Here is an 18905-nt window from a genome sequence, read left to right on the forward strand (position 1 = left end):
TAAGTGATACTTTTGGTGTTGAAATAGTCTACATCAATTATTTGAGTTTATTAATGTTCTTCTCCGGACTACTGTGAATACACAGTCACTACTGAGGAACTGAAAAATGAAACATGGATTGATATCAGGTTTAGCAATACTGACACTGAGTTGCGGTGTAATGGCCGACGACTCAATACAACACAGCGGTCAGGCAAGTAAACACAGTGTGCTTGCAGCAACGGAAAGTATGCAAACAACAGCATCAGTGGCCAGCGCGGTATCGGTTGCACCGGTCGTGTTAAGTGTGGGAGTGGCAGTGATTGCGGCAGATTCAGCGCACTCCGTTCACCATAGCATTGAGAAAAGCAATAAACCTTTACCGGTGACAAAACGGGTGATTACTGCAGACCCGGCACCTAATGTGGTGATAAACCAGACTATCGTGACACAGGGGAAACCTCAATGAGGTCCGCGATAGCAATGCTTGCGTGTCTGGCGTTGCCTGTATTTGCCGGCAGTCAGGAAGAAGCACCCCGCCGGTATGCGCCGGAGGCGATTATAAAGTTTGCAAAGCAAACTGAGCATTACCTGGCTGAGCAGGGAGCCTATGCGGCCATTATTGCGCGGGTTGGACGGGCGCCTGAAGACTTGCCTGAAGGTATTTCATTCACCCATACGGCAATTGCGCTGTATTCCGATATTACGCTGGATGACGGCACGGTAGAGCAGGGATATGCAATACACAATTTATATCAGCTGGCAGATAAGCCGGGTACAAGCGTACTGAAAACGGATTATCCGGTGGATTTCTTTTGGGGAGCAACGGAGTTAAAAACCGGCATAATTATTCCCGATTGGGAAGTGCAGCAGAAAATCGTTGCCCTGTATGCGCAGGACAAAGCGAAATTGCTGCACGAACCGGCCTATTCCGTTATTGCGAGTCCGTTTACGGAAGGAAAGCAAAATTGCACTGAGTACACCCTTGATGTGCTGAATGCTGCTATTTACGACACCACTGACAGTCATCGCCTTAAAAACAATACGCAGGCATGGTTTAAAGCACAGCCGGTGAAGGTTAACAAAATGAAGTTGCGGTTAGGCAGTTGGGTGAGCAGCGGTGTGTCGTTAAGCGACCATCCGGGCGCGATACAAACCGCTACGTTCACCACTATTGCTAATTATCTGGAAAACAATCAACTGGTGGCACATCAAACCGTGCTGTATGCCAGTCACTGATACAAAACGGAGATCATCATGAACGCAAATAAACCTACGAAAGCCTTTTTTATTGCTTCTGTTATTGCACTGCTGACAGGATTTGCCGCTTACATCACCGGACTACTGAATGCCGATATGCCACTTAATGAAAAAGGCTACTACTTTGCTGTATTTCTCTTTGGACTGTTTGCTGCTGTATCTGTTCAAAAAACAGTGCGGGACAAAATGGAAGGCATACAGACAACGAAAATATATCTGATGTTGTGCTGGTTTGGCCTTGGTGCTGCTATTGCACTGTTAGTCATTGGTCTGGTAAACGCCAACCTGTTGCTGAGTGAAAAAGGATTCTATGGAATGGCATTCGTCCTGAGTTTGTTTGCCGCGATAACGGTGCAAAAAAATGTCAGGGATAATACGGCAGCAGAATAAGGTGTGAGGTTGAAGGCTCAGATCGCAGGATCCGGGTCTTTAACATAGCCAGACAGGACGTGATTGAATTTATCGATGAAGCCCGGGTCCACAGATTGTTTACTGAACATGAAGTGGACGTCCTGCACGTTCACGGGATTATCACTGATTTCCAGTTCGAGATGCAGCAGTTCAGCATTAAAGCTAATCACTCTGATATCGTCCAGCACCAAATCGACACGGCCTCTGTTCAGAAACTGTAACCGCCGGTTAACGGAATCCAGATGAATAAGCTGCGCACTGTACTGTTCAGTGACAGTTTTATTAAACCAGTCGCCATACCATCCGCCGGTATTTAACGCCAGGGTTTTGCCTTCCCTTAGTAAGGTTTCAAGAGATTTGCCGGCATATTCGTCATGATGGGAAGGATGAAAGGCAAAGCTGATGGTTTCTTTGCGGTAAGGAACAGAAAAATAGTTTTTCAGTGCTCTCGCCGGTGTGAAAGCTGCACCTGTAACTACATCAATTTGCCCCAGTTCTATTTGCTGAGTGACCCGTCTTTCAGGCAGGATCTGGCTTTCCAGTGCATAATCCAGCTTGCCTAAAACCGACTTCAACAATTGGTAGTCTTCACCGGCCGGCTCGTTATTGTCTGTTATGTACAGATAAGGAGGCCAGGCCGTACCACCGGTTATCAGACTTTTTCTGTGCTCAGCACACCATACTGAGCTTTGAAAAGCCATCGCTGTCAAAAAGATGATTAAACTGATGAAACGTTTCAACGGGATTGCCTTTAAGCCTTCGCCGGCACTACACACTCAGTGGTGTACAGGCGCTATTCATCTTCGTTAAATCTGCCTGCAATTAATGCCTCGACGGCATCCATTGCAGCTTCAGCATCCGGACCTTCAGAGATCACAGTAACCTGTTCCCCCTGATGACTTTCCATCATCATCAGTCCCAGCACACTATTGGCATTAGCCTGCTTATCGCCTTTTTGTAAAATAACTTCGGCATCAAACTGATTCGCCAGTTGCACCAACTGCGTTGCAGCTCTGGCATGCAGGCCCAGTTTATTAACAATAGTCAGAGATTTCTCTATGCGCATTATTTACTTTGCTCCCTGTGGCGGATCTGGACATCAGGATGAGATTCCCGGAAGTTTTTCGCCAGTGATTCCGCTACATAAACTGAACGGTGCTGTCCGCCGGTACATCCGATAGCGACTGTCACATAACTGCGGTTGTTCCGTTCAAGGTGTGGCAACCAGGTCGTGATGAGGTTCTGAATCTGCCAGATAAATTTGGTCACTATAGGCTGGGAACTGAGGAAAACCTGAACCGGTGTATCCAGGCCTGTCAGGTGTTTTAAATCCGGTTCCCAGTGAGGGTTTGGCAGAAAACGGGCGTCAAACACATAGTCTGCATCTTTGGGAATACCGTGTTTAAAGCCGAATGATTCAAATACCAGAACAAGTCGTGAGCTTTTCTTACCGAGGATACGCTCGCGGATTAATTCTGCCAGCTGGTGGATGCTCAGAGAATCGGTATCAATATTCAAATCCGCTCTTTCCGCTACAGGCGCCAGCAGTTCACGTTCTGTCTGGATGGCATCTGACAATGACTTATTCAGTTTGGCCAGCGGGTGTAACCGCCGGGTTTCGCTGAACCGGCGCACCAGCATATCGTCACTTGCGTCAATATATACGATGGTGACAGTCCATGACTCCGGCAGGTAGTCGAGAATTTCAACCAGCTCAGAAGGCTCTTTAGGCAAGTTTCTGACATCAATACTCACAGCTACCTGCTCGTATTCATCGGCGACAGTGTGTGTCAGGGCTGGTAACAGATTAACCGGAATATTATCGACGCAGTAGTACCCCAGATCCTCAAGGGCACGAAGTGCTACTGATTTTCCTGAACCGGAACGTCCGCTGATGATGATTAACTTCACGCCGTTTCTCCTGAAGTCACGTGTTGTCGGTGCGTATTACACTAAGTTACTGTAATGCGCGAATAATATCATCACTTGTCTGAGCTTTGCGGATAGTTTTTATGGTTTCTTTATCGCTGAGTTTTCCGGCAACCATGGCCAGAGTTTGTAAATGCCCTTCGGTTTGTTCCTGAGGGACAAGCAGAGTAAAGAAAATATCCACAGGTTTGTTGTCGATAGCATCAAAATCGATGGCGGGTGTGCTGGTAACCACAATGGCGATAACTTTTTCCAGTCCGGCCAGGCGACCGTGGGGGAGGGCAATGCCGTTACCTATACCCGTGCTGCCCATTCGCTCACGGGCCAGCAGGCTACTTAATACGGTGGCTTCATCAACATCGGGGTTATTTTTAGCTGCAATCCCGCTGATGATTTCGAGAATGCGTTTTTTGCTATTGCACTGGACCGCACACTCGGTGCGGTCCAGGCTGACTATGGCTTGTATATCCATGAATTCAATTAGTGCTTTTTAAGCTTTTCCTTGTGTTTCAGGACCTGCCTGTCGAGTTTATCGACCATGCTGTCAATGGCAGCATACATGTCCTGATTTTCGGAAGAGGCGAAGACTTCCGCGCCGCTAAGATGAACCGTTGCTTCTGCTTTTTGGCTAAGCTTTTCAACATTTAAAATAACGTGCACATTTGATATGTGGTCAAAATGACGTTCCAGTTTGCTGAACTTAGTATCGACATAATTACGCAAAGAATCAGTGATCTCAATGTGATGACCAGAAAGGTTGATTTGCATATTTCGTCTTCCTTATTTTGAGCAGCCTTAAGTTAGATAAGGCTTTTGCGTTGGTTAGACGGCGGGATCGACAAGGATTCCCGGTACTTTGCTATTGTTCGCCGGGCAACCATAATGCCTTGATCGGCCAACAACGAAGCAATCTTGCTGTCACTCAGTGGCTTGCTTGGCTTTTCAGCGGCAACCAGCTTCTTAATCAGGGCGCGAATCGCTGTAGATGAACACTCACCACCTGATTCAGTGGCAACGTGGCTGGAGAAGAAATACTTCAACTCGAAAATACCACGGGGCGTGTGCATGTACTTCTGCGTTGTTACCCTGGAAATAGTAGATTCGTGCATATCTACCATTTCTGCGACATCATTCAGCACCATTGGTTTCATCATTTCAGGGCCATGCTCAAAAAAGCCCATCTGTTGCTGAACAATACAATTTGCTACTTTCAGCAGCGTATCGTTCCGGCTCTCAAGGCTCTTAATAAACCATTTTGCTTCCTGCATGTGAGAGCGGATAAATTGTGAATCACTGCTGTTTCTTGCTTTACGGCTCATTGCAGCATACTGCTGATTAACACTGAGCTTAGGCAGGCTGTCGGGGTTTAATTCTACAACCCAACGGCCATTTTTCTTAGCAACCGATACATCCGGAATGACATATTCGGGTTCTTTCGTAATTAATGCACTGCCCGGACGGGGATTAAGCGTTTGCAGCAAACGCATCGCTTCCCGTAACTGATCTTCTTTCAGGCGGGTTTTACGCATTAACGTACGGTAATCTTTACTGCCTAACAGATCGGAATGCTCTCTGAGCAGTAGTTTGGCTTCTTCCAGCCACGGTGTTTCCGGTGCAAATTGCGCCAGCTGAACTAACAAGCACTCCTGCGGTGTGCGGGAGCCGGAACCGAGAGGATCAAAAAGCTGAATACGTTTAAGTACGCACTCAACCTCATCTTCTTCTACGGGCTCTTCCATATCTTCACTGTTTACGCTTTGCAGAATGTCGTCAACTGTAACCGTTAGATAGCCGGACTCATCAATGGAATCGATGATCGCCAGCGCGATGGCGCGGTCTGTGTCAGAAAAAGGTGTCAGACGCATTTGCCACAGCAGATGGTCCTGAATATTTTCGGTGGTTTCACCCTGAAAGATTTGTTCATCATCACCACCGGAAGGGCCGGGCGCGGGGGCAGAAGACGCAGAAATGTACTCATCCCAGGTACTGTCGATGGGCAGCTCATCCGGTAAATCATTCTTTTCCAGTGCTTCACCGGTATCCATGCTGTCAGAAGACGAGGCTGATGCAGACTCTTGCATGCTGTCATCATTGTCGATGTTATTTTTCTCAATTACATCGTTGTCGGAGCTGTCGTCGACTTCCAGCAAAGGATTAGAATCGAGAGCTTCCTGAATTTCTTGTTGTAAGTCCAGCGTAGACAACTGCAATAGCTTGATCGCCTGCTGAAGCTGAGGCGTCATTGTTAGTTGTTGGCTAAATTTTAACTGTAAAGATGGTTTCATCTACGTCTTATATAAACTCTAAAAAGGACATCCGGTTGTAGCGGTGTGAGTGCCGGTGGCGAAATCTCCGCTAAATGCTCATCCCGATATCTTAACTATAGCCTGAATTGCTCACCAAGGTATACATCACGAACTTTTTGATTACTTAATACCTGTTCTGCGGTGCCCTGAGCAATCAGTTCTCCATGACTGACGATATAGGCCTCTTCACACACATCAAGGGTTTCCCTGACATTGTGGTCGGTGATGAGGATACCGATACCTCTGTCCCGTAAGTGCTGAATGATCTTCTTTATATCATTAACCGAAATCGGGTCAACTCCGGCGAAGGGTTCATCGAGCAAAATAAATTGCGGATTGGCTGCCAGTGCGCGGGCAATTTCAACCCGGCGGCGTTCGCCACCCGACAAACTCATACCTGTACTATTACGTATATGGTTAATATTAAATTCATCAAGTAGTGCATCCGCTTCCTGTTCACGTTGATGACTTTTTAAGTCTTTACGCGTCTGTAATATCGCCATGATGTTTTCATGTACGGTCAGCTTGCGGAAAATGGATGCCTCCTGGGGTAAATAGCCAATTCCCCGGCGGGCACGTTCGTGCATTGGCTGGTGCGTCAGCTCCTGCTCATCAATGAGGATTTTGCCTTTATCCAGCGGCACAAGACCCACAATCATGTAAAACGTTGTGGTTTTACCTGCACCGTTAGGACCCAGCAGACCTACTATCTGTCCGGTAGAAACCGATAAACTAACGTCACGGACGACCTGGCGTGATTTATACGACTTTGCCAGGTGAGTCGCACTCAGGGTTGCCATGTAACTCAGTTACCCTCGTTTTCGTTACTGTCTGAAGTCTTGTTCTCTTCCTTCAGCTCTTTAACTGTGTCAGGACGGAAAACCGTGGTTACCCGGCCGTTGCTGTTACTTTCACCGCCGGTTGCCAGAAGTTGCTCTTTTGACATGTCATAGGTGATGTTATCTCCCTGGACCATGCTGGTATCTTGCTGGATTTTCGCATCACCTTGCAAGGAAATAAGTTGTTTGGCTACTTCGTAGCGAATTTCATTTGCGCTGGCTTTTACTTTTGCGCCGTCATCCAGCGTTTGAGAATAAGTGGCTGGTTTTCCGCGGGCAATAAAAACCTCTTTCCCTTCGCCTTCACTGGCGATGGCTTCAACTTCATCTGCGGCAATGATGAGTGAACCCTGGGTGATCTTCACATCGTCTTTAAAAACCGATTTCTTCTTTTTACCGTCGATAAACTGTGACTTAGCATCCACGGTAATAGGCTTTTCAAAATCACCGGAGCCGGCCATTGCCTCACCGGCAGCAGCAAGCAGCGCTATTGCTGCGAAAAGGCTAACTGCCCGGGGAATAAATTGTCTGCACATGATCAATTAACTCATATTGTTGGGTACGCAGGTTTGCATTGAAACCGTTACTTTTAATGATGGTCTGTACACCGCGTATATCTACCGGCTGGTCTGAAGTCATGGTTTTGTCATCCAGATTCACCTTAATAAAATTGGTTGTGATAGTCTGGATAAACTCTTCAGGACTCAGGCTTTTTATCAGCACATTGTCTTCCAGCTGGATCAGGTCATCGTTGTAGAGTGTGCCTTCATCAGCGGTGACTTGCCATGGGGCCTCGTCATCATTCACATAGACAGTGTATTTGGGTTGGTCGAATAACACAAAGCCTAGTTGGTCGTAATGCTCCATAGAGGCGGCAAAGACTTCGTGATTGAGTTTGCCTTCTTCGTTATACAGCGTGGTTGTCAAATTCTTCGCTTTATAAGCAGGGCGTAAAGCGTCTGCTCCGGCTTTTTTCGCCGGTGCCTGCTCTTCTGCCATCCAGACCGGAAGGTACATCAGCAGCGCCATAACAAACAGCGCAGAAATGCTGATCCCTAAACGGCTCATACACTGGCCCCGTGTATGGTGTCCAGCGTGCCGAGCGCCTGTAAAATCACATCACAGACTTCCCGGACTGCGCCGAATCCACCATTTTTTGTGGTGATCCAGTTCGCTTCGCGGGTGACGGCCGGATGGGCATCTTTCACCGCAATTTTTGTTTCGGCAAACCGGTACATGCCAAGATCCGGCATATCATCACCGATGGCTGCGACCTCTGATGGCGCCAGATTCAACTTTTCGCACAACTGAGCCATAGCAGTGGCTTTATCTTCCTGACCCTGAATAATGTGCTTCACCTTCAGGGCGGTCATGCGATTCTTTACAATGGCCGAGTCGCGGCCGGTAATGACAGCAACGTCCACACCACTGTTTATTAATGCCTTAACGCCATAGCCATCGCGGGTGTGAAAGGCTTTTAACTCTTCACCATTGTTGCCAAGGTAAATTCTGCCGTCAGAAAATACGCCGTCGATATCACAAACGAGCAGTTTCAGCCCTTTGAGTTTTTCAAACCGCTCTTCACTGATCACACCGTAAAAAGTGACTTCATGTCCCATCAGAGAACTCCTGCTTTAAGCAACATATGCATGTTGAATGCGCCCACTGGGTGATCATTTTCATCCACCACCATCAGCGCACTGATCTTGTGTTTTTCCATTAAATTTAACGCTTCCACTGCCAGTGTACCGGAGCGGGTAGTTTTCCCGCCGCGGGTCATAACATTGGCTACCGGAGTGGTATGAATGTCGGTTCTGGCGTCCAGGATTCGTCTCAGATCGCCGTCGGTAAAAATACCGCTGAGTTTGCCGCTGTCATCTGTAATACCTGTCATTCCCAGACCTTTAGAAGATATTTCCAGCAGAGCCTGTGAAATGGTCGCGGCAGACGATACAAGAGGAAGAGCGTCGCCGGTCAGCATTATATCGCCCACTTTGAGTAACAGTTTCCGGCCCAGACTGCCGCCCGGGTGAGAGAGGGCGAAATCATCTGAAGTAAATCCTTTAGCATCCAGCAGTGCAATGGCCAGCGCGTCACCCATTACCAGGGTTGCTGTAGTACTTGAGGTCGGTGCAAGCCCCAGCGAACAGGCTTCTTTTTCCACACTGATATTGAGTACCACATCTGCATGCTGGCCGAGCGTGCTTGATTCGCTGTTCGTCATCGCGATGACAGGCACAGACAGCCGCTTGACCACGGGAAGCAGGTTCACCAGTTCGCCGGTTTCTCCGGAATTTGAAATGGCCAGCAATATATCTGTCTGACTAAGCATGCCGAGATCGCCATGATTGGCTTCGCCCGGGTGCATGAAAAAAGCCGGTGTGCCTGTACTGGCAAGTGTCGCAGCAATTTTACACCCGATGTGGCCGGATTTCCCCATGCCGCATACGACTACTTTGCCTTTGCATTCAGACAACAAGTTGCAGGCTTGCTCAAATTTATTGTCCAGCCGGGATGCCAGCGCACTTACAGCGCTGGTTTCAATTTCTATGACCCGTCTGGCTGACGCGATATACGGTGAATTACTCATTTAACCAAATAACCAGAATTGATACGCCACAAAGCATAGTACAAAGATGCCACCTTCCAGGCGGCCTAACTGGCGCTTGCCGATAAAATTAAAGCTCAGGAAAAATAATAACACTGTGAGACCAAACATCACCCACATGTCTCTGTTATACACATTCTCATCCAGTAGCCCGGGAGCAATGAGTCCCGGCATACCCAATACCGCCAGCAGATTAAAGATATTCGAACCGATAACATTTCCCAGTGCCAGGTCGCTTTCACCTTTCAGTACACCGGCCACACTGGCGGCCAGTTCCGGTAAGCTGGTGCCCAGCGCTATGATTGTCAGACCGATTACCAGGTCGGACACACCGAAAAAATGGGCGATATCTACTGCCGCATTCACCATAAAATGGGCGCTGAGTGGCAGTAACACAATACCCACGCCAACCCACAACACCGCAGAACCGGTATTTACACCGTCAGGGATTTCTCCGTCGGTTTCTTTCACCAGCGGATCTTCCTTATCTACCTGTAACGATATCCAGGCCATACCTGCGAGTACAAATACAAACAGGCCGAGGAGAATCATGCCTTCCAGATGAGCCAGTTTGCCGTTATTAAGAAAGAACATGGCAAGCACGGTTACACCAAGCAGAACGGGGAATTCACGTTTTAATGTAGAGGAAGAGACGACGAGCGGTTTTACCAGGGCCGTGATACCCAGCACGAGGGCAACATTAGTAATATTTGAGCCCAGCGCATTACCTACCGCTGTGTTCATATTGCCATTTGAGGAGGCGATAGCCGATACAACAATTTCCGGTGCTGATGACCCCATAGCGACAATGGTTAAACCAATCATCATGGGGGAGATTCCGATATTTTTCGCCAGTGCGGAAGCGCCATAAACGAAGCGGTCGGCACTCCAGCTAAGTACAGCAAGACCCAGCAGGAAAATACAGATAGAAAGTATCACAAGTTACCATTCGTCCTTTGTTTTTTCGGATTGTCGCAAAAAGTACAGCATTTGCATACGGTTTAGATAGAATACCTGCTAATACGGTTGCAACTGGTTATAAGTGCAACAGTTGCTGTTGCTTTTCCGCTATCTGCAAGCATATTTCTGCTCTGTATCAACAACATCAATGTGATAAATCATCCGGATTGTCAAAAACTGTCAGCATGATGACAAAAGTGTAATCGCGCTGTGACGGGTTTTTTTACGTACAAAAGAGAGTGGTCAGTCTTGAAGCTGGCTCTGATGGCATGATTCTCGCTGGCTAGCTTGCCGGAACCGGAGAAATTTGCGCAGACAGTGGCAATAAAAGCAAGCGTAAAGTTTTCGAAAAATGCGAACACACCTTGTAACTTTTTCGTTTTGGCGGCTGTCCTCAAATGAAGATACAATGGTGTATGTAAAATCGGGTAGTAGCATTTTCTGCTACCGCCGGCAAAGAACATAAAGGGAAGGCGCGTCTTCAAGAATATGGGAAATTTAGTGGAAATAGACAACATGACATTCCGGCGTGGATCCCGCGTTATCTATGACGGAGTGTCGATTGTTGTTCCCAAAGGCAAGATTACAGCGGTAATGGGCCCGAGCGGAATCGGCAAAACAACGTTGCTGAAATTGATTGGCGGGCAGCTCTCGCCGGATGAAGGCGATATCCGCTTCGATGGCGACAGTATTGTTTCTATGAGTCGCAGCGAGTTATACAAAACCCGTCGTCGCATGAGCATGTTGTTTCAGAGCGGAGCGCTTTTTACTGACATGACGGTACGCGACAACGTAGCGTTTCCGCTCAAAGAACATACAAAACTCAGCGATGATATTATCAACACCATTGTCGCACTTAAGCTACAGGCTGTAGGGTTACGTGGTGCGGCAGATATGATGCCCAGTGAACTGTCCGGTGGTATGGCCAGACGTGCTGCATTGGCCCGTTCTATTTCTCTGGATCCGGATCTCATCATGTATGACGAGCCTTTCGCTGGCCAGGACCCCATCTCCATGGGGGTGCTGGTCAAATTGATTCGTGAACTGAATGATGCCCTTGATGTCACCAGTATCGTAGTGACACACGATGTCACGGAAGTGCTTACCATTGCTGATTACATCTACATTCTGGCGGATAAGCGCATTATCGGTCAGGGCACTGCCGAAGAAATTAAAAACAGCGATTCTGCGCTGGTGCAGCAGTTTCTGAATGGTGAAGCCGATGGTCCGGTGCCGTTTCACTATCCGGCGAAAGACTTATCCGACAGTTTGTTCGGAGGTAAGTCATGAAGTTTCTTCAAGAAACCGGCGCTGCAACCATTGCCAAAGTCGCTGCAATTGGCCGTGCAGGCATCATGCTTTCCGGTGCCTTATTTGCAGCTCCCAAAGTTAAGAATATCTCACTGACCATTCGTCAGCTTTATGTTGTAGGTGTGCAATCACTGCTGATTATTCTGGTATCAGGCCTGTTCATTGGCATGGTAATGGCTTTGCAGGGCTATACCATTCTGGTGGGCTATGGAGCTGAAGGCAGCCTGGGGCCCATGGTCGCACTGTCATTGCTACGGGAACTGGGACCGGTGGTCACTGCATTACTATTTGCCGGGCGCGCAGGTTCTGCATTAACCGCTGAAATCGGGTTAATGAAAGCCACAGAGCAATTATCCAGTCTGGAAATGATGGCGGTGGATCCTCTTCGCAGAGTGGTTGCTCCCCGTTTCTGGGCCGGCATGATTGCTATGCCATCACTGGCATTGATATTCAGTGCGGTTGGCATTTTAGGCGGTCACCTGGTTGGTGTTGACTGGCTGGGTGTCGATGGCGGTAGTTACTGGTCTTTGATGCAATCAACGGTTGAATGGCAAAAAGATGTGGTCAACGGCGTCATAAAAAGCCTCGTGTTTGCCCTGGTTGTGACCTGGATTGCCATATTTAAAGGATATGATTCGGTTCCGACCTCAGAAGGCATCAGTAAAGCCACGACGGAAACCGTTGTTTTTTCATCATTAGCTGTATTGGGGTTGGACTTCGTACTCACTGCCCTGATGTTCGGAATTGAGTAGAGGATAGAAATGAATAAGTACAAAACGGAAGTGATGGTTGGTGTATTTGTGGTGCTGACTATTGCAGCCACCTTATTGCTGGCTTTGAAAGTGGCAAACCAGACCATGACCAACGCAGGCGACACGTATAACCTCTACGCCAAATTCGACAATATTGGCGGCCTGAAAGTGCGCTCTGCGGTAAAAGTGGGCGGTGTGACAATTGGACGTGTAACAGATATTCATCTGGATAAAGAAGACTACACGCCGGTTGTGACGCTGAGCATTTCTACCAGTTACGAAGGATTTCCTGATACCAGTTCGGTATCCATTCTGACATCCGGCCTGCTGGGTGAGCAATACGTCGGATTTCAGCCCGGTTTTTCCTTCGACGGGGTTGAAGAGCTGAAAGACGGTGACTATTTACAGGACACCAAGTCTGCGCTGGTGCTTGAGGATCTGATTGGTCAGTTCCTGTTCAACCGCGGCGGCAGCAGCGACAGTAACGAATAATTGAAACAAATTCCGTGATGCGGGGGTCTGATTCCTTAAGGCTACCGCACCACAACAAGGACACAATTTTTAGGAGATTAAGTGTTGAAAAAGCTTTTATTGATTGCCGGCTTACTGGTTGCAAGTGTAACTGGCGGGGTGCAGGCCCAGGAAGTTAACGAACAAAACCCGTACGCACTGGTTAAAGAAGCCGGTCAGAAAACCTTTGATCGCATCAAAGCCAGTCAGGCGCAGATCGAGAAAGATCCTGAAGAACTGCGCACCATCATGAAAGAAGAGTTGTTGCCTCATATCGATTATCAGTTCGCGGCTTTTAAAGTGCTGGGTAAATACTTTAAGTCGGTACCTAAAGATAAATTATCAGAATACGTTCAGGTATTCAGACAGTACCTCATCACGACTTATGCGGTAGCAATGGGCTACTACGACAATCAGAAAGTGACTTTCGAGCCTGAAGGAGACTTTTCAGATAAGAAGTCTGTGACTGTACGTGCTGTCGTTCAGGATCCCGGTCGCCCGGACATTAAAGTGGCATTCCAGGTTCGTAAGGACAGCCGGACTAATGAATGGAAAGCCTATGACATGGTCGCTGAAGGCATCAGCCTGCTGGACAGCAAGCGCAGTGAATTCGAACCTATTCTGCGTCAGGAAGGCATTGATGCCGTGCTAAAATTAATGCGCGAGAAAATTGAACAGCCTGTGGGCGAGCAAGTTAAGCACGCACAAGATAAGGATGCTGCGTGAGTCTTTTTCAGCTAGGTGAAAATGGTTTTGTGCATATTCACGGTCACCTCGACCGTGATACACTCGCTAAAAATTGGTGGGACATGTTAAGTTCCGCTGAAAAATCCGCTCTGGCAAAGCAGGGGCGCTGCATACTCGATTTAGGGGATGTAGAGCGAATCGACAGTGCCGGTCTCGCCTGGTTGATAAACGCTGTGCGTGACGGCAAAGGCAATCACGTAGATGTAGTACTGGCACAGGTGCCGGAGAAACTACTGAAACTGGCTAAAATCAGCGACGTTGATACCCTGTTGCCCGTAGAATAATACGTTTCCAAATCTAAGAGTTAGCAGACCATGGAATTATCTGATATCGAAACTTTGCTGAAAGACAAGCTGGGTTTAACTGAAGTACACGTTAAAGGCGAAGGTTCACATTTCACAATTATTGCTGTCAGTGACAGCTTCAATGAAATGAGCCGCGTGCAGCGCCAGCAGGCTGTTTACGGTCCGCTGCAGGACAAAATTGCTGATGGCTCAATGCATGCCATTTCTATTAAAACCTTCTCTGAAGCAGACTGGCAGCGTGAGCGTCAGTTCCACGTACCTCAATAACGGTAAATACATCTGTGGATAAACTCGTAATAAAAAAGAGCCCGCCACTGAATGGCGAAGTACGTATCAGTGGTGCTAAAAACGCTGCGCTGCCGTTATTATTTACCCCGCTTCTTACCTCTGACACGTGTCGTTTTACTAACGTACCTGCACTCAGAGATATCAATACCACCACGGCTTTATTGAAAGAACTGGGTGCAGAAGTCTCCCGGCCGGCAACGAATGAAGTGGTTATCTCATCAGCATCGTTGAACAGTGTGACTGCATCGTATGATCTGGTAAAGACCATGCGTGCGTCCATTCTGGTTTTGGGGCCTTTACTTGCGAAGCAGGGAAAAGCGAGTGTTTCCTTACCCGGAGGCTGTGCTATCGGCGCACGTCCGGTGAATTTGCATTTATCTGGCCTGGAGCTGATGGGGGCAAAAATTGAAGTCGACGAAGGTTATATTCGCGCTGAAGTAGACGGCCGCCTGAAAGGGGCGCGTATCTTTATGGATATGGTCAGTGTCGGGGCCACGGAAAACCTGATGATGGCTGCTGCACTGGCAGACGGTACCACTGAGCTGGAAAACGCGGCCCGTGAACCGGAAATTGTCGACCTTGCTAACTGTCTGAACCAGATGGGGGCAAAAGTTAAAGGTGCAGGTACCGATCATATCACCATAGAAGGCGTGGAACGATTAAGCGGTTGTGATTACCGTGTATTGCCGGACCGTATTGAAACCGGAACGTTCCTTGTCGCTGCTGCGGTATCAGGTGGCAAAGTTAAGTGCCTGGATGCTGCGCCGGACACGCTGGAAGCCGTACTTAATAAGTTACGACAGGCTGGTGCCGTCATCACCACAGGTGATGACTGGATTGAACTGGATATGCAGGGCAGAAAGCCTAAAGCGGTGCAGGTGAAAACCGCCCCTCATCCGGCTTTCCCGACAGATATGCAAGCGCAGTTTGTCACGCTGAACTGCGTGGCAGAAGGTTCCGGTGTGATTACTGAAACCATCTTCGAGAACCGTTTCATGCATGTGCCCGAGTTACAACGCATGGGCGCTGAAATCGCGCTTGAAGGTAACAGTGCGCTGACGAAAGGGACATCGCGATTAAAAGGTGCACCGGTGATGGCCACTGATTTACGGGCATCAGCAAGTCTGGTAATTGCAGGTTTGATTGCTGACGGTGAAACTCACGTGAGCCGTATTTATCACCTTGATCGTGGCTACGAAGGCATTGAAGAAAAGCTAAGTGGTTTAGGGGCTAACATTACCCGCGAAAAAGAATAACCTGACAAGGACATCGTTACAGTTTGCCTGTTTACGATTGCCCTTACCGGATCTTCGGAAAACGTAATAAAAAGTCAGCGCCACCAAGCTGACTTTTTTGTACCTCACATTCCCCGTCATGCCACAGCATAATGCGCCTGACGATGGCCAGACCCAAACCGGCACCGCCACGCTCACGGCTTCTTGCTGCATCAGGACGGTAGAATGGGACAAAAATTTTCTCTTTGTTTTCTTCGCTTACCCCGGGTCCGTCATCTTCTACATGCAAAACAATATGGGCCCGGTTGTCGCTCACCCGGAGCCGCACTTCCGTCCGGGCGTAGCGGATGGCATTTAGCAGCAGATTTTCAATAGCTCTGCCAATGTAATAATCGTCTCCCAGAACCACTAAACCGTCATTGTCCGCAGTAACTGAAACTGAGATGGCGGTATTTCCGGCAGTCCGTTCTGCTAAATTTTCCGCCATCGCCCTTAACGGGATCTGACTGACATTCAGTTCAGGCTGACGTCCGTCGTGACGCAAATAGTCCAGCATTTCCTGCACCATCCGCTCAAGTTCATTCACGTCTTCCCGCATCGCCTTCCATCCTTCTTCATCAGCGGGACGTTCTGTTGCCAGCGCAAATTTGAGCCGCGCCAGCGGGGTACGCAGCTCGTGCGCGACTGCACCGGTCATTTCTTTATGCCGGTTAAATAATTCGGTTACCTGTGCACTGAGCTGATTTAACGCTTTAGCGATAGGCGCAACCACCGATCGTTTAGGCAGCCATATTTTCCCGAAAGACCCATCGGCGTTCACATTGCTCAGGCCGCGGGTAATGGTGGTGAGATCCCGCCAGAGTGGCCAGAGCCAGAGCGCAATCAATGCCCCGAGCAGAACGTAGAAAACCGTTGAATACCACAGGGCGCGTGAAAGAGAGCCGGTAACCGGCAGGGTCAGTTCATACAGCGTGGTGTCGTCTGCGCGGGCGTACAACTGTATTGAGTCCTGATAGAACAGGGGAACGACCTCGCCGTTTTCCAGCGCCTGTTCCGATGCCGGACTGAAAGCCAGTGAGGCCGCAGGGATCACTCTGGGTTCCAGTTTTGCCCCGGCAAGCCAGGCGGCTCTTTCTTCCGGTTTCCTGGCAACAGTTTCCAGTGCAAGGACTATATCCGTTGCCTCGTCACTCAGGCCTTCGTCTGATGTAAAAAATAACGGCTCCAGCGCGGCACTTAACCCCGCCAGGGCAAGCGCGATAAAAAGATAAAGGCTCAGGAAAAGGCGGGTCACTTTAATCCCACGCGTCTGCAACGAAGAAGAAGCCTTTACCCCAGATTGTTTTTATACGGTAAGGGTTGCTGGGATTATCGTGAAGCTTTTTCCTGAGTCTCGACACCCGCACGTCAGCGGAACGGTCAAGGCCATCATATTCTCTGCCGATAATCTCTTCGTAAATGGTGTTCCTGTCCACTACTTCAGAGGGGTGACTGGCGAGCAGCCATAACATATCGAATTCGTGGCTGGTCAGGGTGATTTCGTCACCGTGTAATAATACCTGTCTGGCCGCTTTGTCTACGGTAAGGTTTCCATAAGTCAAAACCGGTTCACGTCCCGCTTCATTGAGCCGTCCGGCAGATTTGATACGACGCAGGAGTGCATGAACACGTGCCAGCAGAACTCTGGGTTCTATGGGTTTGGTGACATAATCGTCTGCGCCGATTTCCAGTCCCAGCACCTGGTCAAAATCATCATCCCGGGCTGTCATAAACAGCAACGGGCCTTCGTAATGACGTCTCAGATGCCTGCAGAGTGTAAAGCCATCATCACCCGGTAACATCACATCCAAAATGACCAGTGACGGCTTCTGCAGCTTTACTGTTGAGATAAGCTGACTACCGTCAGCCATTGCAGTGACTTCAAAATGATGCTGCTGAAGAAAATCTTTGACCAGCGTGCGTAAACGGGCGTCATCTTCCACCAGGACAATATGTGTCATCAGAACAGACTCCATGGATCACGAACCCGTTTTCGCTTTTCTTTTTGTTTCCATTTCACCAGCAATTTTTGGGAATAGATAACATCGCCACGGGTATTTTTTATAAAAATCCAGCTGTCCTGCATTAGCCGGACAGTCTGAGGCGGCAGGATCCCTGTACCGCAGAAAAGCTGTTTCTCATCTGCATAAACACAAAATTCATTGTCAACCGCATGCTGTGGTACATGAATAGTGACGCGCATTTCACAGGGCTCTGTTTGTTGTTCTCCAACACATATCCGGGGCATGATCTCCCAGCTTTCTCCCCGTGCCGCGTTGCAGAGCAGAAAAGTAAATACGAGTATTATTGTTATGATCTTCCCTGACACGCCCGGCTCCGCTAAAACTGGTATGTCAGGCCGGTGAAGACCGTGAGAATATCATGACCGGTCAACAACGGGCTTTCCGTAACCGCGTCGGGAAGATACTGATAACGGGTAAAGGCCAGTAAGCCCCAGTGTTTGTTAAATTGCCTGGTTACCGCTACATTGACACCCGGCCTGAATCCGCTGCCGGCACTGTACCAGAGCCGCTTATCTTGAGTGTCCTTTCCATCAATACCATAGTAATAGTCGTTAAATGTCCTGTTGTTCCATACCAGTTGCGGACTGACACTGAACAGCCATTTCTGCCAGCGGTGACTGAAACGCCAGGCAATACGGGCCTTTACACCCTGGTGGATCCCTGCGATGTCTTTCTCTACAGAAAATTGCCACTCGTTGGCTGGTGAGCTGCCGGCGTGGAGCCGTACTCCTGCATGTCCGCCATTTCTGCGATCTGCAATACTGTCTACGTTGATCTCTGTATTGGCTTCGGCGGCCGGAGTGACAGCCAGCTGCTCGCGGGAAAACAGCTCTGCCGGGGTGGCATCGAAACCTTCATAGGAAAAGAAAGGGCGGGCTTCACGATCGATAACCAGATAGGCATCAACAGACAAACCCGGCTGGTTACTTTGCCATTGATAACCGAGTTCAAAATTATCAAAATAAAAGGACTCAGCGTACCAGGCTATATCGCCAATCAGAACGAGTGACTGTGTACTGCCGCCTCTCAACGGATTAGTCCGGCCGCCAGCACCAACGGCCGCAGCTACCCGCCACTGACCTGTATCAATGCATTCACCTTTACTGTTGCATCCGCTCGCTGCGAGGGCAGGGCCTGTGAAAAGGGTGCAAATAAGAATGAACAAACGAATTTTCAACAAACAAAACTCTTCAGGTGACGTACCGGTAATCTGATGCAGCCAACAGATTAGCCTGCCGGCGGATTGCAAGAAAGGGGCAGTTACAATTTAAAACAAATCTGTACGCTTTGGATCTGACGGAGTGTGTCAGGGCAGGTATGCTGGCTGCACATTTTCTCAAACAGAATTAACAAGAGGTTTACATCGTCAGTAAACGTTACGGGATAGTTCGGGAAAATCACT

Annotated in this window: 26 protein-coding genes; 10 read left to right on the forward strand and 16 right to left on the reverse strand. The window is 48.7% G+C overall.

All coding sequences use genetic code 11. From position 1 onward, the window contains the following. Window positions 1-106 precede the first annotated feature (106 nt). The 3 genes from ACXAG2_RS06900 to yiaA are packed head-to-tail and all read left to right on the forward strand — an operon-like array spanning window position 107 to window position 1629. On the forward strand, window positions 107-448 hold the full coding sequence (locus ACXAG2_RS06900; protein ID WP_474865422.1) for a hypothetical protein: 342 nt from the start codon (window positions 107-109) through the stop codon (window positions 446-448). Next, window positions 445-1218 carry a DUF2145 domain-containing protein gene (locus ACXAG2_RS06905; protein ID WP_474844925.1) on the forward strand — a complete coding sequence of 258 codons (774 nt, stop codon included), beginning with the start codon at window positions 445-447 and terminating at the stop codon, window positions 1216-1218. The genes ACXAG2_RS06900 and ACXAG2_RS06905 overlap by 4 nt, the downstream gene beginning before the upstream one ends. 18 nt (window positions 1219-1236) lie before the next feature. After that, window positions 1237-1629, forward strand: coding sequence for an inner membrane protein YiaA (gene yiaA, locus ACXAG2_RS06910; protein WP_303573680.1), 393 nt, complete (start codon window positions 1237-1239; stop codon window positions 1627-1629). Between the two features lie 17 nt (window positions 1630-1646). Here the strand turns inward: yiaA and ACXAG2_RS06915 are convergent, their stop codons facing one another. The 12 genes from ACXAG2_RS06915 to ACXAG2_RS06970 form a co-directional block, all read right to left on the reverse strand. Continuing rightward, window positions 1647-2390: a substrate-binding periplasmic protein gene (locus ACXAG2_RS06915; protein WP_474865423.1), complete on the reverse strand. Its 744-nt coding sequence runs from the start codon at window positions 2388-2390 to the stop codon at window positions 1647-1649. Between the two features lie 53 nt (window positions 2391-2443). Next, window positions 2444-2716, reverse strand: coding sequence for an HPr family phosphocarrier protein (locus ACXAG2_RS06920; protein ID WP_119500180.1), 273 nt, complete (start codon window positions 2714-2716; stop codon window positions 2444-2446). After that, entirely contained in the window at window positions 2716-3561 is an 846-nt protein-coding gene (rapZ, locus tag ACXAG2_RS06925) for an RNase adapter RapZ (protein ID WP_474844923.1), read from the reverse strand. The genes ACXAG2_RS06920 and rapZ overlap by 1 nt, the downstream gene beginning before the upstream one ends. A gap of 46 nt (window positions 3562-3607) precedes the next feature. Continuing rightward, window positions 3608-4051, reverse strand: coding sequence for a PTS IIA-like nitrogen regulatory protein PtsN (ptsN, locus tag ACXAG2_RS06930; RefSeq protein WP_119500182.1), 444 nt, complete (start codon window positions 4049-4051; stop codon window positions 3608-3610). Window positions 4052-4059: 8 nt separating this feature from the next. Continuing rightward, window positions 4060-4347 carry a ribosome hibernation promoting factor gene (gene hpf / locus ACXAG2_RS06935; RefSeq protein WP_119500183.1) on the reverse strand — a complete coding sequence of 96 codons (288 nt, stop codon included), beginning with the start codon at window positions 4345-4347 and terminating at the stop codon, window positions 4060-4062. Window positions 4348-4379: 32 nt separating this feature from the next. After that, on the reverse strand, window positions 4380-5864 hold the full coding sequence (locus tag ACXAG2_RS06940; protein WP_474844921.1) for an RNA polymerase factor sigma-54: 1485 nt from the start codon (window positions 5862-5864) through the stop codon (window positions 4380-4382). A 95-nt stretch (window positions 5865-5959) separates the two neighbouring features. After that, on the reverse strand, window positions 5960-6685 hold the full coding sequence (lptB, locus tag ACXAG2_RS06945; protein ID WP_119500185.1) for an LPS export ABC transporter ATP-binding protein: 726 nt from the start codon (window positions 6683-6685) through the stop codon (window positions 5960-5962). A 5-nt stretch (window positions 6686-6690) separates the two neighbouring features. Further along, a complete protein-coding gene (gene lptA / locus ACXAG2_RS06950) occupies window positions 6691-7260 on the reverse strand; it encodes a lipopolysaccharide transport periplasmic protein LptA (RefSeq protein WP_474865425.1) in 570 nt (189 codons plus the stop codon). Then, complete coding sequence (lptC, locus tag ACXAG2_RS06955) at window positions 7229-7792, reverse strand: LPS export ABC transporter periplasmic protein LptC (protein ID WP_474865426.1); 564 nt, start codon at window positions 7790-7792, stop codon at window positions 7229-7231. Before lptC ends, lptA begins: the two co-directional genes overlap by 32 nt. After that, window positions 7789-8343, reverse strand: a complete 555-nt coding sequence (gene kdsC / locus ACXAG2_RS06960) for a 3-deoxy-manno-octulosonate-8-phosphatase KdsC (RefSeq protein WP_474865428.1) — start codon at window positions 8341-8343, stop codon at window positions 7789-7791. Before kdsC ends, lptC begins: the two co-directional genes overlap by 4 nt. Next, complete coding sequence (locus ACXAG2_RS06965; RefSeq protein ID WP_474865429.1) at window positions 8343-9314, reverse strand: KpsF/GutQ family sugar-phosphate isomerase; 972 nt, start codon at window positions 9312-9314, stop codon at window positions 8343-8345. The genes kdsC and ACXAG2_RS06965 overlap by 1 nt, the downstream gene beginning before the upstream one ends. Further along, window positions 9315-10271: a calcium/sodium antiporter gene (locus ACXAG2_RS06970; RefSeq protein ID WP_119500190.1), complete on the reverse strand. Its 957-nt coding sequence runs from the start codon at window positions 10269-10271 to the stop codon at window positions 9315-9317. A 510-nt stretch (window positions 10272-10781) separates the two neighbouring features. Between ACXAG2_RS06970 and ACXAG2_RS06975 the strand changes: the two genes are divergently transcribed. The 7 genes from ACXAG2_RS06975 (at window position 10782) to murA (ending at window position 15461) form a co-directional block, all read left to right on the forward strand. Beyond that, on the forward strand, window positions 10782-11582 hold the full coding sequence (locus ACXAG2_RS06975; protein WP_474865431.1) for an ATP-binding cassette domain-containing protein: 801 nt from the start codon (window positions 10782-10784) through the stop codon (window positions 11580-11582). Beyond that, window positions 11579-12355: a lipid asymmetry maintenance ABC transporter permease subunit MlaE gene (mlaE, locus tag ACXAG2_RS06980; protein WP_474865434.1), complete on the forward strand. Its 777-nt coding sequence runs from the start codon at window positions 11579-11581 to the stop codon at window positions 12353-12355. The genes ACXAG2_RS06975 and mlaE overlap by 4 nt, the downstream gene beginning before the upstream one ends. Window positions 12356-12364: 9 nt before the next feature. Further along, window positions 12365-12847, forward strand: a complete 483-nt coding sequence (mlaD, locus tag ACXAG2_RS06985) for an outer membrane lipid asymmetry maintenance protein MlaD (protein WP_119500194.1) — start codon at window positions 12365-12367, stop codon at window positions 12845-12847. Window positions 12848-12931: 84 nt separating this feature from the next. Further along, window positions 12932-13591, forward strand: coding sequence for an MlaC/ttg2D family ABC transporter substrate-binding protein (locus ACXAG2_RS06990; RefSeq protein WP_474865622.1), 660 nt, complete (start codon window positions 12932-12934; stop codon window positions 13589-13591). After that, window positions 13588-13896, forward strand: a complete 309-nt coding sequence (locus tag ACXAG2_RS06995) for an STAS domain-containing protein (RefSeq protein ID WP_474865436.1) — start codon at window positions 13588-13590, stop codon at window positions 13894-13896. Before ACXAG2_RS06990 ends, ACXAG2_RS06995 begins: the two co-directional genes overlap by 4 nt. 30 nt (window positions 13897-13926) lie before the next feature. After that, complete coding sequence (locus ACXAG2_RS07000; protein WP_119500196.1) at window positions 13927-14184, forward strand: BolA family protein; 258 nt, start codon at window positions 13927-13929, stop codon at window positions 14182-14184. 14 nt (window positions 14185-14198) lie between these two features. Next, window positions 14199-15461: a UDP-N-acetylglucosamine 1-carboxyvinyltransferase gene (murA, locus tag ACXAG2_RS07005; RefSeq protein WP_474865439.1), complete on the forward strand. Its 1263-nt coding sequence runs from the start codon at window positions 14199-14201 to the stop codon at window positions 15459-15461. A 43-nt stretch (window positions 15462-15504) separates the two neighbouring features. Here murA and ACXAG2_RS07010 read toward each other — a convergent pair whose 3' ends face one another. The 4 genes from ACXAG2_RS07010 to ACXAG2_RS07025 all read right to left on the reverse strand — a co-directional run bounded on the left by ACXAG2_RS07010 (window position 15505) and on the right by ACXAG2_RS07025 (window position 18683). Next, window positions 15505-16734, reverse strand: a complete 1230-nt coding sequence (locus tag ACXAG2_RS07010; protein ID WP_474865441.1) for an ATP-binding protein — start codon at window positions 16732-16734, stop codon at window positions 15505-15507. A 1-nt stretch (window position 16735) separates the two neighbouring features. Further along, window positions 16736-17440 carry a response regulator gene (locus tag ACXAG2_RS07015; protein ID WP_474865444.1) on the reverse strand — a complete coding sequence of 235 codons (705 nt, stop codon included), beginning with the start codon at window positions 17438-17440 and terminating at the stop codon, window positions 16736-16738. Continuing rightward, window positions 17440-17727 (reverse strand): DUF3019 domain-containing protein, encoded by a 288-nt coding sequence (locus ACXAG2_RS07020; RefSeq protein WP_474865446.1) that lies wholly within the window; start codon window positions 17725-17727, stop codon window positions 17440-17442. Before ACXAG2_RS07020 ends, ACXAG2_RS07015 begins: the two co-directional genes overlap by 1 nt. A 92-nt stretch (window positions 17728-17819) precedes the next feature. Beyond that, complete coding sequence (locus ACXAG2_RS07025) at window positions 17820-18683, reverse strand: MipA/OmpV family protein (RefSeq protein WP_474865448.1); 864 nt, start codon at window positions 18681-18683, stop codon at window positions 17820-17822. Window positions 18684-18905: the final 222 nt, after the last annotated feature.

The organism is Alteromonas sp. ABH4_456 (assembly GCF_056160645.1).